The 15,340-nt window shown below is 68.7% G+C and carries 9 protein-coding genes; 7 read left to right on the top strand and 2 right to left on the bottom strand.

Annotated elements, in window-relative coordinates:
- Together G5C60_RS42770 and G5C60_RS42765 are read left to right on the top strand one after the other, a co-directional pair.
- Nucleotides 1–1,708, top strand: a 1,708-nt coding sequence (locus G5C60_RS42770; RefSeq protein ID WP_165268217.1) for a beta-galactosidase, incomplete at its 5' end; no start/stop codon positions are given.
- A gap of 144 nt (nucleotides 1,709–1,852) precedes the next feature.
- A complete protein-coding gene (locus G5C60_RS42765) occupies nucleotides 1,853–2,566 on the top strand; it encodes a glycoside hydrolase family 12 protein (protein ID WP_165268215.1) in 714 nt (237 codons plus the stop codon).
- Nucleotides 2,567–2,629: 63 nt separating this feature from the next.
- On the opposite strand, the gene G5C60_RS42760 is transcribed toward G5C60_RS42765, so the two are convergent.
- Together G5C60_RS42760 and G5C60_RS42755 are read right to left on the bottom strand one after the other, a co-directional pair.
- Nucleotides 2,630–4,681, bottom strand: coding sequence for a TIM-barrel domain-containing protein (locus G5C60_RS42760; RefSeq protein WP_165268213.1), 2,052 nt, complete (start codon nucleotides 4,679–4,681; stop codon nucleotides 2,630–2,632).
- Between the two features lie 86 nt (nucleotides 4,682–4,767).
- The gene (locus G5C60_RS42755; RefSeq protein ID WP_165268211.1) at nucleotides 4,768–5,781 is read right to left on the bottom strand and encodes a LacI family DNA-binding transcriptional regulator; all 1,014 of its coding nucleotides are present in this window, start codon (nucleotides 5,779–5,781) and stop codon (nucleotides 4,768–4,770) included.
- A 409-nt stretch (nucleotides 5,782–6,190) separates the two neighbouring features.
- On the opposite strand from G5C60_RS42755, the gene G5C60_RS42750 reads away from it, so the two are divergent.
- From G5C60_RS42750 to ispG, 5 genes are all read left to right on the top strand, one after another.
- Nucleotides 6,191–8,128 (top strand): acyl-CoA dehydrogenase family protein, encoded by a 1,938-nt coding sequence (locus tag G5C60_RS42750; protein WP_165268209.1) that lies wholly within the window; start codon nucleotides 6,191–6,193, stop codon nucleotides 8,126–8,128.
- Between the two features lie 184 nt (nucleotides 8,129–8,312).
- Nucleotides 8,313–11,117, top strand: a complete 2,805-nt coding sequence (secA, locus tag G5C60_RS42745; RefSeq protein WP_165268219.1) for a preprotein translocase subunit SecA — start codon at nucleotides 8,313–8,315, stop codon at nucleotides 11,115–11,117.
- Nucleotides 11,118–11,164: 47 nt separating this feature from the next.
- The gene (dxr, locus tag G5C60_RS42740; protein ID WP_165268207.1) at nucleotides 11,165–12,478 is read left to right on the top strand and encodes a 1-deoxy-D-xylulose-5-phosphate reductoisomerase; all 1,314 of its coding nucleotides are present in this window, start codon (nucleotides 11,165–11,167) and stop codon (nucleotides 12,476–12,478) included.
- Nucleotides 12,475–13,779, top strand: a complete 1,305-nt coding sequence (locus G5C60_RS42735) for a M50 family metallopeptidase (RefSeq protein ID WP_165268205.1) — start codon at nucleotides 12,475–12,477, stop codon at nucleotides 13,777–13,779. Before dxr ends, G5C60_RS42735 begins: the two co-directional genes overlap by 4 nt.
- 166 nt (nucleotides 13,780–13,945) lie before the next feature.
- Nucleotides 13,946–15,103: a flavodoxin-dependent (E)-4-hydroxy-3-methylbut-2-enyl-diphosphate synthase gene (ispG, locus tag G5C60_RS42730; RefSeq protein ID WP_165268203.1), complete on the top strand. Its 1,158-nt coding sequence runs from the start codon at nucleotides 13,946–13,948 to the stop codon at nucleotides 15,101–15,103.
- The last annotated feature ends 237 nt before the right edge of the window (nucleotides 15,104–15,340 follow it).

Below are 15,340 nucleotides of genomic sequence, written 5' to 3'. Positions count from 1 at the left end.
GCCCTGGATGGGCCGCCTCCACCCCGACACCCTGCCCCGCGACGAGGACGGCCGCACCGAGTGGTGGGGCGGCCGTCAGCACTTCTCGCACTCCAGCGCCACATACCGCCGTTACGCCGCCGCCATCACCGAGGACCTGGCCGCCCGCTACGGCAGCCACCCCGCCCTCACGATGTGGCACATCAACAACGAGTACTGCACATACGACTGGGGCGACGAGGCCGCCGCCACCTTCCGCCGCTGGCTGGGGGACAAGTACGGCACGCTCGACGCGCTCAACACCGCCTGGGGAACGGCCTTCTGGAGCCAGGGGTACGGCAGCTGGGACGAGATCCTGCCGCCGCGCCACGCCCACTATCTGAAGAACCCCATGCAGGTACTGGACTTCAAGCGCTACACCTCCGACATGCTCCTGGAGTGCTACGTCGCCGAGCGTGACATCGTCCGCCGGCACACCCCGCACATCCCCGTGACCACCAACTTCATGCCGATGTGGGTGGGGCAGGACGCCTGGAGGTGGGCCGATGAGGAAGACCTCGTCTCCGTCGACATGTACCCGGACCCGCGCGACCCCCTCGGCGCCCAGAACGGCGCGCTCATCCAGGACATGACGCGCTCCCAGGCCCGCGGGGCGTGGATGCTCATGGAGCAGGCGGCAGGTCCGGTCAACTGGCGAGGCGTCAACCACCCCAAGCCACGCGGCCTCAACCGCCTCTGGTCCCTCCAGGCCGTCGCCCGCGGCGCCGACGCCGTCTGCTACTTCCAGTGGCGGCAGTCCCGGCAGGGCGCGGAGAAGTTCCACTCGGGGATGGTCGGCCACGCGGGCGAGGAGGGCCGTACCTTCCAGGAGGTCAAGCGGATCGGTGCCGAACTCGCCTCGATCAGCGCCGAAGTGACGGGCAGCCATGGCCGCCCCACAGAGGCCGACATCGCGATCCTGCACGAGTGGAACGCCTGGTGGGCGGGCGCGCAGGACGGCCGCCTGTCCTCCGAGGTCGACTACCCGCAGGTCGTACGCGCCTGGCATCGCGCCCTGTGGGAGGCCCACCTCACCACCGACTTCGCCCATCCCGAGCACGACCTGTCCGCGTACAAACTGGTCGTCGTCCCGCAGTTGTACCTGCTCACGGACGCGGCGATCGACAACCTCCTGTCGTACGTACGCGGCGGGGGCACCCTCGTCTGCGGTTTCCTGACCGGTGTCGCGGACGAGGACGACCGGGTGCGGACCGGCGGCATGGACGCACGCCTCAGGGAGGTCTTCGGCATCCGGACGCTGCACGAGTGGTGGCCGCTCGACGCGGGGGAGAGCGTCGAATGCGACGGTTTCCGGGGGACGCTGTGGTCGGAGGAACTCGAAGCCGGGGATGCCGAGCAGGTCGTCCCGTACAAGGGCGGCGAGCTGGACGGGCTTCCGGCCGTGCTGCGCAAGGGGCGCGCCTGGTACGTGTCCACGCTGCCCGAACCGCCCGCCCTGCGCGACCTGTTGGCGGATGTGGCGGCCGGTGCGGGGGTCCGGCCGGTTCTCGACGGCCTCCCCGCCCAGGTCGAGGCCGTACGCCGGGGTGACCTGCTCTTCGTGTTCAACCACGGGCGGGAGACGGTCACGGTGAAGGTGCCCGGCACCCATCGGGACCTCCTCACCGGCGAACAGGTCACCGGGTCCGTGGAGTTGGAGCGCTATGGAGCGGCGGTGTTCGCGTCATGACCGCCGGGGCGCCGCACATGGATCCCAGGACTTCCTCCGGCGCGCGACCGCTCTCCCCCGCGCCCCGGAGAAGGCTGCGTCCTCACTCGGGGCCGCAGTGAAGCAGTGAAACCCGCGATTCCCCCCACCCATGGAAGGGACACCATGGCAACACGGACACTCAACAGGGTCGCCAAGGCCCTGCTCGCCCCCGCGCTCGCACTCGGCGCCACCATCGGTCTCGCCTCCGCGCCGGCCTCGGCCGCCGTCTGGAACTCCTGCGACCAGTGGGGCAACACCAGCCTCAACGGCTACACGCTCTACAACAACATCTGGGGCTCCGGCGCCGGCGCCCAGTGCATCTGGGCCAACTCCGGCACCAACTGGGGCGTCAACGCCAACCACCCCAACACCGGCGGCATCAAGTCCTACCCCAACTCCAAGAAGGTGATCAACAAGTCGATCACCTCGCTCGGTTCGCTCAGCAGCAGCTACAACGTCACGGTCCCGTCCTCGGGCGCGTACAACTCCTCGTACGACATCTGGGACACCGACTACGACTACGAGATCATGCTCTGGATGAACTACAACGGAGCCGTCGGCCCGATCGGCACCTCGCAGGGCAGTGTCACCCTCGGCGGGCACACCTGGAACGTCTACAAGGGCAGCAACGGCGCCAACGAGGTCTTCTCGTTCCTGCGCACCTCGGACTCCAACTCCGGCAGCGTCAACATGCTCCCGATCCTCAAGTGGATCAAGGACACCAAGGGCTGGATGGGCAACGAGACCATCGGCGACGTCCAGTTCGGCTTCGAGATCACCTCGTCGTCCGGCGGTCTGGACTTCCGCACCAACAACCTGACCGTCAGCAGCAGTTGAGCCGCGTGACATGAAAGTGCGGCCGGAGCCTCCCCAGGTCCGGCCGCACTCTTGCATGCGCGACTACTCCGCTACAGGCAGCCGCGCCCCATCCCGCAGGAACAGCGGAATGCGGTCCAACGGGGCGTCGACGGTCACGGCCGCCCCGCCCTCGTACATCTCACCGGTCCACGCGTCGGTCCAGCGCGCCCCCGCCGGGAGGTAGGCGGTCCGGGTCGTCGCGCCCGCCGTCAGGACCGGCGCGACGAGCAGGTCGGGGCCGAAGAGGTACGCGTCGTCCACCGACCAGGTGGCCTGGTCCTCCGGGAACTCGAGGAACAGCGGGCGCATCACCGGCAGGCCCTCCTCATGAGCCGCGCGCATGACGTCCAGGACGTACGGCTTGAGGCGCTCGCGCAGCCGCAGATACTTATCCATGATCGCGCCGGCCTCCTCGCCGTACGACCAGACCTCGTTCGGGCCGCCGGTCATGGCCGGGCCGAGCGGCATGCCCGGGTCGCGGAAGCCGTGCAGGCGCATCAGCGGGGAGAGCGCGCCGAACTGGAACCAGCGGACCATGACCTCGCGGTACGCCGGGTCGTCCGGGTCGCCGCCGTGGAAGCCGCCGATGTCGGTGTTCCACCAGGGGATGCCGGACAGCGAGGTGTTCAGGCCGGCCGCGATCTGGCGGCGCAGGGTCGCGAAGTCCGTGCCGATGTCGCCGGACCACAGGGCGGCGCCGTAGCGCTGACTGCCCGCCCACGCCGAGCGGTTGAGGGTGACGATCTCACTCTCGCCGGCGGCCAGCATGCCCTCGTAGAAGGTGCGGGCGTTCTCACGGGGGTAGAGGTTGCCGACCTCGAGGCCCGGGCCCGCCCAGTAACGCAGGTTCTCCTGGAAGCCGGGCTTGATCTCCGGCTCGCCGGCGTCCAGCCAGAAGGACTGAATGCCGTACGGCTCGAGGTAGTTGTCGCGGATCTTCGACCACACGAACTCACGCGCCTCGGGATTCGTCGCGTCGTAGAAGGCGACCTGGACCGTGGACGCGACCTCCTTGTCGGGCCAGTCGGCGTGCGCCATCGGGCCGTACTGCGTGCCGATGAAGTAGCCGCGCTGCTCCATGAGGTGGTGGTTCTCGGAGAGCGGGGACACCGACGGCCACACGCTCACCACCAGCTTGATGCCGAGCTCGCCCAGCTCCCGTACCAGCGCCGCCGGGTCCGGCCACTCCGCCAGGTCGAACTTCCACTCGCCCAGATGCGTCCAGTGGAAGAAGTCGCAGACGATGACGTCGATGGGCAGCCCGCGGCGCTTGTACTCCCTTGCCACCGCGAGGAGTTCGTCCTGCGTGCGATAACGCAGCTTGCACTGCCAGAAGCCCGCGGCCCACTCGGGCAGCATCGGCGTACGGCCGGTGACGGCGGTGTAGCGGCGCTGGGCGTCGGCCGGATTGCCCGCGGTGATCCAGTAGTCGATCTGCCGGGCCGAGTCCGCCACCCAGCGCGTGCCGTTGCCCGCCAGCTCCACGCGGCCGATCGCCGGGCTGTTCCACAGCAGGGTGTAGCCGCGGCTGGAGGTGAGCACCGGGATGCTGACCTCGGCGTTGCGCTGCACCAGGTCGAGGACGGCGCCCTTCTGGTCGAGCAGCCCGTGCTGGTGCTGGCCGAGGCCGTACAGTTTCTCGCCCTCGTACGCGGCGAAGCGCTGCTCCAGTCGGTGGTAGCCGTTGCCGACGGGGGTGTAGAGGCGCGGGCCCGGCCACCAGAAGTGGGCGCGCTCCTCGGTGAGCAGCTCCGAGCCGTCGTCGGTGCGGACGAACCGGATGACGCCCTCGGCGTTCATCTCCACCGTGAGCGCGCCGACGGTCAGCCGGCCGCGCCCGTCCTCGATCTTGACGGCGGCCTCCGTGGCCGGCGGCTCGTCGAGCAGCGCGCCCGGCAGGCCCTCCACGACCGGGCCGCCGAGCCGCGCCCTGACCCGGACCGCGTCCGGGCCCCACGGCTCGACGCGTACGGTCTCCTGGCGGCCGCTCCACTCCAGGGCACCGTCGCGCTCGCGGAACGTGCCGACGGTGGGGGAGGACTGGGCGAGGCTGACCGCGCCCTGCTGGGACTGGTTCTCGGCAGACTGATTCACGTGGATGGCTCCTGTGCTCCTGAAGGAGTGAAGACAAGGGGCGTGTGCCGTGAGCTGGACGTACGCGAGGGGGACGACCTGGTCGTCTACGACGTGGCGGGCGCGGGCCCCGAGCTGGCCCGTATCGTCAACTCGGGTGCGATCAGGACGACTTCGTCGGTGCCGCCGCCGTCGAGCTTGGCGACAAGGAGGTCCACGGCGTGGCGTCCCATCTGCTGTGCGGGGATGGCGACGGAGGTGAGCCGCACCGAGGCCTGGGTGGCGACCTGGTCCGGGCAGACCGCGACCACCGACACGTCCTCGGGGACGGCCCGGCCCTGCTGGCGCAGGAGCGCGAGCAGCGGCTCCACCGCGGACTCGTTCTGCACGACGAAGCCCGTGGTGCCGGGGCGCTCGTCGAAGATCCGGGCCAGGGTCACGGCCATCGCGTCGTACCCGCCCTCGCAGGGCCGGTGCAGCATCCGCAGGCCGAGCTCGCGGCTGCGCGAGCGCAGGCCGTCGAGGGTGCGCTCGGCGAAGCCCGTGTGCCGCTCGTAGACCGCGGGCGCCTCGCCGATGACAGCGATGTCACGGTGCCCCAGCTTGGCGAGATGCTCGGCGCACAGCGCGCCCGTCGCCCCGAAGTCGAGGTCCACGCAGGTCAGACCGCTGGTGTCGGCGGGCAGTCCGATGAGGACGGACGGCTGCTCCGTGCCGCGCAACAGCGGCAGCCGCTCGTCGTCGAGCTCGACGTCCATCAGGATCATCGCGTCGGCGAGCCCGCTGCCGGTGACCCGGCGCACGGCGTCGGGCCCCTCCTCGCCGGTGAGCAGCAGTACGTCGTACCCGTGGGTGCGGGCCGTGGTCGCCACCGCGATGGCGATCTCCATCATCACGGGTACGTACATGTCCGTACGGAGCGGGACCATGAGCGCGATGATGTTGGAGCGGTTGCTCGCCAGCGCCCGGGCCCCCGCGTTGGGGTGGTACCCGAGCTCCTGGATGCTCCGCTCGACCCGCTGCCGGGTGCCCACGGAGATGGACCGCTTGCCGCTGAGGACATAGCTCACCGTGCTCGCCGAGACTCCGGCGTGCTGGGCGACCTCGGCGAGGGTGACCATCCAGCTCTCCAAGGTGTGTGAAGCGCTTCGACAGCGCGTGGTGCGGGTAAGAGGGAGTGAGGTGGCTCGACAGTAGCTTGGCGGGGGGTGGGTGTCCATAGCCTGTCGAAGCGCTTCGACGCCGTCGGTCGGGCGGCTCGCCCACGGGGGTGGGGGATGGGGTTCGCCCCAGCCTAAGAGGGCGACGGCAACCTTCAACCCCCTGGGCGTCGGCAAGAAGCCGCCGAGTGGCAGGACCAGCCCACCGCCGAGATCATGGTGTGGCTCAACGACTTCCTTGGGGTTCATCCAGGGGAACGGTGCGCGAGGACTGGTGGGGCTGCCCGGAATCGGGTACATACGATCGAGTAGCACCGGCCAGTAACCAACTGTTCCGAAGATCCCGACTCGCGGCGAGGTGAAGCCCCTCATGTCCGCACCAACCAAGAAGCCCGCCGTCACTGAACGCGAGGCCCGCCAGGTGGCGGAGGCGGCGCGTGAACAGGACTGGCGCAAGCCAAGCTTCGCCAAGGAGCTGTTCCTCGGCCGCTTCCGGCTCGATCTGATCCATCCGCACCCGATGCCCGCCGACGAGGACGCGCAGCGCGGCGAGGAGTTCCTCGCCAAGCTGCGGGACTTCTGCGAGACGAAGATCGACTCGGCCCGGATCGAGCGCGAGGCCCAGATCCCGGACGAGACGATCAACGGGCTCAAGGAGCTCGGCGCCTTCGGCATGAAGATCGACACCAAGTACGGCGGCCTCGGCCTCACCCAGGTGTACTACAACAAGGCGCTCGCCCTGGTGGGCTCCGCGAGCCCGGCGATCGGCGCGCTGCTGTCCGCGCATCAGTCGATCGGCGTACCGCAGCCGCTGAAACTGTTCGGCACGCAGGAGCAGCGGGACATCTTCCTGCCGCGCTGCGCCCGCACCGACATCTCGGCCTTCCTGCTGACCGAGCCGGACGTGGGCTCCGACCCGGCGCGGCTCGCCACGACCGCCGTCCCGGACGGGGACTCGTACGTCGTCGACGGGGTGAAGCTCTGGACGACCAACGGCGTCGTCGCGGACCTCCTCGTCGTGATGGCGCGGGTGCCGAAGTCCGAGGGCCACAAGGGCGGCATCACCGCCTTCGTCGTGGAGGCCGCCTCGGAGGGCATCACCGTCGAGAACCGCAATGCCTTCATGGGCCTGCGGGGTCTGGAGAACGGTGTCACGCGCTTCCACCAGGTCCGCGTCCCCGCCGCGAACCGCATCGGCCCCGAGGGAGCGGGCCTCAAGATCGCCCTCACGACGCTCAACACCGGACGGCTGTCCCTGCCCGCCATGTGCGTGGGAGCGGGCAAGTGGTGCCTGAAGATCGCTCGCGAGTGGTCGGCGGCGCGGGAGCAGTGGGGCAAGCCGGTGGCCTTCCACGAGGCCGTGGGTTCCAAGATCTCCTTCATCGCGGCGACGACCTTCGCCCTGGAGGCCGTACTCGACCTGTCCTCGCAGATGGCCGACGAGGACCGCAACGACATCCGTATCGAGGCCGCTCTCGCCAAGCTGTACGGCTCCGAGATGGCCTGCCTGATGGCCGACGAGCTGGTCCAGATCCGCGGCGGACGCGGCTTCGAGACCGCCGAGTCCCTCGCCGCCCGCGGCGAACGGGCCGTCCCCGCCGAGCAGATCCTGCGCGATCTGCGCATCAACCGCATCTTCGAGGGCTCGACCGAGATCATGCACCTGCTGATCGCGCGCGAGGCGGTCGACGCCCACCTGTCCGTGGCCGGCGATCTCATCGACCCGGAGAAGTCTCTCCAGGACAAGGCGAAGGCGGGCGCTAACGCCGGTGTGTTCTACGCCAAGTGGCTGCCGAAGCTGGTCGCGGGACCCGGTCAACTCCCGCGTTCGTACGCCGACTTCCACCCGGCGGGACACGTGGACCTGTCCGGCCACCTCCGTTATGTGGAGCGGTCGGCGCGCAAGCTCGCCCGGTCCACCTTCTACGCCATGTCTCGCTGGCAGGGCCGTATGGAGACCAAGCAGGGCTTCCTCGGCCGGATCGTCGACATCGGTGCCGAACTGTTCGCGATGAGCGCGGCCTGCGTGCGCGCCGAGCTGCTGCGCGGCACCGAGGCGAACGGCCGCGAGGCCTACCAGCTCGCCGACGTCTTCTGCCGACAGGCCCGCGTCCGCGTCGAAGAGCTCTTCGGCCGGCTGTGGAGCAACACCGACGACCTCGACCGCAAGGTGGTCAAGGGTGTTCTGTCCGGCACCTACACCTGGCTGGAGGAGGGCGTCATCGACCCGTCCGGCGAGGGCCCGTGGATCGCCGACGCGACACCCGGGCCGGCGAAACGGGACAACGTGCACCGCCCCATTCGCTGACCTTTTCCCCAGGAGTGCACTGGCGTCCCCGTGGTCATTCTTCTGCTTGCCGCGCCTGAATGTGCGACAGAGAATCGGCCTCGGGGACGTCGATGCACTGCCTGACGCGGTTCACGCGTTTCAGCCCTACCCGGGCCAAGGGGGAATTCCAGTGGCCACTCTCGAGCGCATCACCGGCCGGATCATGCGGGCCGGCGAGGGACGAATGCTGCGCAGGCTGCAGCGCATCGCCGAACAGGTCAACTCCCTCGAAGAGGAATTCGAGGGGATGACCGACGAGGAGCTGCGGGATCTCACCCCCGAGTTCAAGAAGCGCCACGCCGAAGGCGAGAGCCTCGACGATCTGCTGCCCGAGGCGTTCGCCGCGATGCGCGAGGCCTCCCGGCGCACGCTCGGGATGCGCCATTTCGACGTACAGATCATGGGCGGCGCGGCCCTCCACCTCGGCAACATCGCCGAGATGCACACCGGTGAGGGCAAGACCCTCGTCGCGACGCTGCCCGTCTATCTGAACGCCCTGACCGGCAAGGGCGTGCATCTGGTCACGGTGAACGACTACCTGGCCCAGCGCGACGCCGACTGGATGGGCCGGGCGTACCGCTTCCTCGGCCTGACCGTGGGCGTCATCAAGTCGCAGTCGACACCGGCCGAGCGCCGTGAGCAGTACGCGTGCGACATCACCTACGGCACCAACACCGAGTTCGGCTTCGACTACCTGCGCGACAACATGGCCTGGTCGCAGGACGAACTCGTGCAGCGCGGCCACCACTACGCCATCGTCGACGAGGCCGACTCCATCCTCATCGACGAGGCCCGTACGCCACTGATCATCTCCGGGCCCGCCGACCAGCCGACGCATTGGTACGAGGCGTTCTCCAGGATGGTCACGCGGATGAAGGGCGTCTCCATCCAGGAGGAGAACTTCGTCTCACCGGCGGACAAGGAACGCCTCGCCGGGCTGCGGGCCACGCACGACTACGAGTACGACCCCAAGAAGCGCACGGTGTCGATCCTGGACAGCGGCGTCGAGTACCTCCAGGACCAGCTCGGCATCGACAGCCTCTACGAGTCCGACCACACGCCCCTCATCGGCCACCTGAACAACGCCCTCAAGGCCAAGGAGCACTTCAAGAAGGACAAGGACTACGTCGTCATCGACGGCGAGGTCCTCATCGTCGACGAGCACACCGGCCGCATCCTCGCGGGCCGCCGCTACAACGAGGGACTGCACCAGGCGATCGAGGCCAAGGAGGGGGTGACCGTCAAGGACGAGAACCAGACCCTCGCGACGATCACCCTGCAGAACTTCTTCCGGCTGTACGACAAGCTCGCCGGGATGACCGGCACGGCGATGACCGAGGCCGCCGAGTTCCACCAGATCTACAAGCTGCACGTGGTGCCGATCCCCACGAACCGGCCGATGGTCCGCGCGGACGACGCCGACCAGATCTACCGCACCGAGGAGGCGAAGTTCGCGGCGATCGTGGACGACATCGCCGAGCGGCAGGCGAAGGGCCAGCCGATCCTGGTGGGCACCACGTCCGTCGAGAAGTCCGAGCTGCTGGCCGCACAGCTGAAGCGGCGGGGCATCCGGCACGAGGTCCTCAACGCCAAGAACCACCAGCGCGAGGCGCAGATCGTGGCGCAGGCAGGCCGCAAGGGCGCGGTCACCGTGGCCACGAACATGGCGGGCCGCGGCACCGACATCATGCTCGGCGGCAACCCGGAGGCGATGGCGCGCGCGGAGCTCGCCGGGCGGGGGCTCACGCCGGAGGACAACCCGGAGGAGTACCGCGCCGCGCTCGACCGCATGACGGAGTCGGCCGAGGCCGAGCACGACGAGGTGACGGAACTCGGCGGGCTCTACGTCCTCGGCACCGAACGCCACGAGTCACGCCGTATCGACAACCAGCTGCGCGGCCGCGCGGGCCGCCAGGGCGACCCGGGCGCCTCCCGCTTCTACCTCTCCCTGGGCGACGACCTGATGCGGCTGTTCCGGGCCCAGGTGGTCGACCGCGTGATGGCGATGGCCAACGTCCCCGACGACGTACCCATCGAGAACAAGATGGTCACGCGCGCCATCGCGTCCGCTCAGTCCCAGCTGGAACAGCAGCACTTCGAGTCCCGCAAGGACGTCCTGAAGTTCGACGAGGTACTCAACCGGCAGCGCACGCTGATCTACGCGGAACGCCGCCGGGTCCTCGCGGGCGAGAACCTGCGCGAACAGATCATCCACTTCATGGACGACACCATCCGGGCGTACATCACCGAGGAGACCGCCGAGGGCTTCCCCGAGGAGTGGAACCTGGAGCGGCTGTGGGGCGCCTTCAAGCAGCTCTACCCGGTCAAGGTCACCATCGAGGACCTGGAGGACGAGGTCGGCGGGCGCCCGAACCTCACCGCCGACGACCTGATCGAGGCGATCACGGAGGACATTCACGCCCGCTACGAGGACCGCGAGGCCGAACTCGGCGCCGACGCCCTCCGTGACCTGGAACGCCTCGTCGTCCTCTCGGTCCTCGACCGCAAATGGCGCGAGCACCTCTACGAGATGGACTACCTCCGCGACGGCATCGGCCTGCGCTGGACGCTGGGCCGTGAGCCGATCATCGAGTACGAGCGCGAGGGCTACGACATGTACGCCGCGATGACGGAGGCCATCAAGGAGGAGTCCGTCGGGTACGTCTTCAACCTCGACGCCTCGGGCAAGGCCCGCGACGGTCAGGAAACCCTGGAGCCAGGGCGGCGCGACGATCACCTTCAGTTCACCGCGCCCACGCTGGATACGGCGGACGGTGTGGTCCAGGGTGACTTCAGCCGGTCCGACGCGGCGCCGTCGCTTTCGAAGTCTTCGGGTTCCGCTTCGGGTTCGGGTTCGGCTCCGGCTTCGGCGGAAACGGTCACCGAGACGAAGCCCGCCCCGCCCCGCCGCCAGCCCAAGAAGTCGACCAAGTCCAACAGGTCGAAGAACCGCCGGCGACGCAAGTAAAGGGACGCCCTGTCCTGTCGGTGGCCCGGTGCGGCCACAATGGAGGGATGAGTGACAGTCCAGCCCCTCTCGCCGATCCGCATCTCGTCTTCGACCCCGTGGCCGGGGACGGGCCCAGGGACGTGGTGATCCTCGGGTCGACCGGGTCGATCGGCACGCAGGCCATCGATCTCGTGGTGCGCAATCCCGACAGGTTCCGGGTGACCGGGCTCTCCGCGGCGGGCGGGAGGGTGGAGCTGCTGGCGGAGCAGGCGCGCCGGCTTCGGGTGCGTACCGTCGCGGTCGCCCGGGAGGATGCCGTACCGGCGCTTCGGGAGGCCCTGAGCACGCAGTACGGGCCCGGGGAGCCGCTTCCCGAGATCCTCGCCGGAGCGGACGCGGCCACGCGGCTCGCCGCCTCCGAGTGCCACACCGTGCTCAACGGCATCACCGGCTCGATCGGGCTCGCGCCCACCCTCGCCGCACTCGAAGCGGGCCGCACGCTCGCGCTCGCCAACAAGGAGTCGCTCATCGTCGGCGGCCCGCTGGTGAAGGCGCTCGCCAAGCCGGGGCAGATCATCCCGGTCGACTCCGAGCACGCGGCCCTCTTCCAGGCGCTCGCCTCGGGCACCAGAGCGGACGTACGCAAGCTCGTCGTCACCGCCTCCGGGGGCCCCTTCAGGGGACGTACGAAGGAAGAACTGGCGAACGTCGCCCCGGCCGACGCCCTCGCGCACCCCACCTGGGCCATGGGCCCGGTCATCACCGTCAACTCCGCGACCCTCGTCAACAAGGGGCTCGAAGTCATCGAGGCGCACCTCCTCTACGACATTCCCTTCGCGCGGATTGAGGTGGTCGTCCACCCCCAGTCGTATGTCCACTCGATGGTGGAGTTCACGGACGGATCGACGATCGCCCAGGCGACGCCCCCCGACATGCGCGGGCCGATCGCCATCGGACTGGGCTGGCCGGAGCGCGTCCCCGACGCCGCCCCCGCCTTCGACTGGTCGAAGGCGTCGAGCTGGGAGTTCTTCCCGCTCGACAACGACGCGTTTCCGTCGGTGGGGCTCGCCCGGCACGTCGGGGAACTCGCGGGCACGGCCCCGGCCGTGTTCAATGCCGCGAACGAGGAATGCGTGGACGCGTTCCTGAAGGGCGCCCTGCCCTTCAACGGGATCATGGACACCGTGACGAAGGTGGTCGAGGAACACGGCACGCCCTCTACGGGAACCTCGCTCACCGTCGCGGACGTCCTCGAAGCGGAGACCTGGGCACGCGCCCGGGCCCGGGAACTGACCAAGACCCAACAGACGCAACAGACGGCGCAGACAGTGCAGACCACACAGACAGCGCAGACGAACACGGCGGAGGCTCGTGCATGACGACCCTGATGACGATCCTCGGCATAGTCGTCTTCGCGATCGGCCTGCTCTTCTCGATCGCCTGGCACGAGCTGGGACATCTCTCCACGGCCAAGCTCTTCGGCATCCGCGTACCGCAGTACATGGTCGGCTTCGGACCGACCATCTGGTCACGGAAGAAGGGCGAGACCGAGTACGGCCTCAAGGCGATCCCGTTCGGCGGCTACATCCGAATGATCGGCATGTTCCCGCCGGGCCCTGACGGCAGACTCGAGGCGCGCTCCACCTCCCCGTGGCGCGGCATGATCGAGGACGCCCGCGCACAGGCCTTCGAGGAGCTGCGCCCCGGCGACGAGAAACGCCTCTTCTACACGCGCAAGCCCTGGAAGCGCTTCATCGTGATGTTCGCCGGCCCCTTCATGAACCTGATCCTGGCCGTCGTGATCTTCATGGGCGTGATGATGACCTTCGGCATCCAGACCCAGACCACCACGGTCGGCAAGGTCTCCGACTGCGTCATCCAGCAGAGCGAGAACCGCACCAAGTGCGCGAAGGGCGACCAGGCGGCTCCCGCGAAGGCAGCCGGCCTCAAGCTGGGCGACAAGATCGTCGCGTTCAACGGCGAGTCCGTGAAGGACTGGTCCACGCTCCAGAAGGACATCCGCGCCAACCCCGGCAAGGACGTCACCCTCACCATCGACCGTGACGGCAAGCAGCTCGACCTCTCCGCGCACCTGATCAAGAACCAGGTCAGCAAGACGGACGGCAACGGCAGCTATGTCGAGGGCGAGTACGTGTACGCCGGCTTCCTCGGCTTCACGCCCGCCTCCGGCATCGTCCAGCAGTCCTTCGGCCAGTCCGTGGACCGCATGGGCGACATGATGGAGAACGGCGTCCAGTCGCTGATCGACCTGCCGTCCAAGGTCCCCGCCCTCTGGGACGCGGCGTTCGGCGACGGTCCGCGCGAGGACGACTCCCCGATGGGTGTGGTCGGCGCGGCCCGTGTCGGCGGCGAGGTCTTCACGCTCGACATCCCGCCGGAGAACCAGATCGCGATGATGCTGTTCCTCGTCGCGGGCTTCAACCTCTCCCTGTTCCTGTTCAACATGCTCCCGCTGCTCCCGCTCGACGGCGGGCACATGGCGGGCGCCCTGTGGGAATCGCTGCGCCGGAACGTGGCGAAGGTGTTCAGGAGGCCCGACCCGGGGCCGTTCGACGTGGCGAAGCTGATGCCGGTGGCCTATGTGGTGGCCGGGATCTTCATCTGCTTCACCTTGCTGGTCCTGGTGGCAGATGTCGTTAACCCGGTGAGAATCTCCTAGCAATACGGAGTTTGTGGCGACCGGACACTCTTTGTGTCCGGTCGCCCTCTATTGGGGGGACCTGCGCAGGGGATGTGCTCCCGTCTGCGGGGGTGCCGTAATCTCGTTGGCTGGAGCCCGTCAGCTTTCGGGACCGACCGATCCTTACCTTGGGGTTGCACAGCAGATGACTGCGATTTCTCTCGGCATGCCGTCCGTTCCGACCAAGCTCGCCGAGCGCCGGAAGAGCCGGCAGATCCAGGTCGGGACCGTGGCCGTGGGTGGAGACGCGCCCGTCTCGGTGCAGTCCATGACGACGACGCGTACGTCGGACATCGGCGCCACGCTGCAGCAGATCGCCGAGCTGACGGCGTCCGGCTGCCAGATCGTACGGGTCGCCTGTCCGACTCAGGACGACGCGGACGCGCTGTCGGTGATCGCCAAGAAGTCGCAGATCCCGGTCATCGCCGACATCCATTTTCAGCCGAAGTACGTCTTCGCCGCGATCGAGGCGGGATGCGCGGCCGTCCGCGTCAATCCCGGCAACATCAAGCAGTTCGACGACAAGGTGAAGGAGATCGCGCGGGCCGCCAAGGACCATGGCACGCCGATCCGCATCGGCGTGAACGCGGGCTCGCTGGACCGTCGTCTGCTCCAGAAGTACGGCAAGGCGACGCCTGAGGCGCTGGTCGAGTCGGCCCTGTGGGAGGCGTCCCTCTTCGAGGAGCACGACTTCCGGGACATCAAGATCTCGGTCAAGCACAACGACCCGGTGGTGATGGTCAACGCGTACCGGCAGCTGGCCGCCGCGTGTGACTACCCGCTGCACCTGGGTGTGACGGAGGCGGGCCCCGCCTTCCAGGGCACGATCAAGTCGGCTGTCGCCTTCGGCGCGCTGCTCTCCGAGGGGATCGGCGACACGATCCGTGTCTCCCTGTCGGCGCCTCCGGTGGAGGAGGTCAAGGTCGGCAACCAGATCCTGGAGTCGCTGAACCTCCGCCAGCGCGGCCTGGAGATCGTGTCGTGTCCGTCCTGCGGCCGTGCCCAGGTGGACGTCTACAAGCTGGCCGAGGAGGTCACGGCGGGCCTCACGGGCATGGAGGTCCCGCTGCGCGTCGCGGTCATGGGCTGCGTCGTGAACGGCCCGGGCGAGGCCCGCGAGGCCGACCTCGGCGTCGCCTCCGGCAACGGCAAGGGGCAGATCTTCGTCAAGGGCGAGGTCATCAAGACGGTGCCCGAGTCGAAGATCGTGGAGACCCTGATCGAGGAGGCGATGAAGATCGCCGAACAGATGGAGGCGGACGGAACCGCCTCCGGCGAGCCGTCGGTTTCGGTTGCCGGCTGACGAGGTGTGAGCGCGGCTGGGTAGGGCGGGGCTGTTTCGCCCCCGCCGCCCCTACCCGTTCCCGTCCACTCTCCTGGGGCTTCGCCCCGGACCCCGTTTCGGGGGCCAGCCCCCGGACCCCCGGTCCTCAAACGCCGGACGGGCTGAATTCAGCCCGTCCGGCGTTTGAGGACGAGGCCGCCAGGCCGATCAGCGGGGTCCAGGGGCGGAGCCCCTTGGTATGGGACGGGTAAGGGC

Source organism: Streptomyces scabichelini, from assembly GCF_011045015.1.
Classification (GTDB): Bacteria; Actinomycetota; Actinomycetes; order Streptomycetales; family Streptomycetaceae; genus Streptomyces; species Streptomyces scabichelini.
This window is presented reverse-complemented; position numbering and strand designations above follow the sequence as displayed.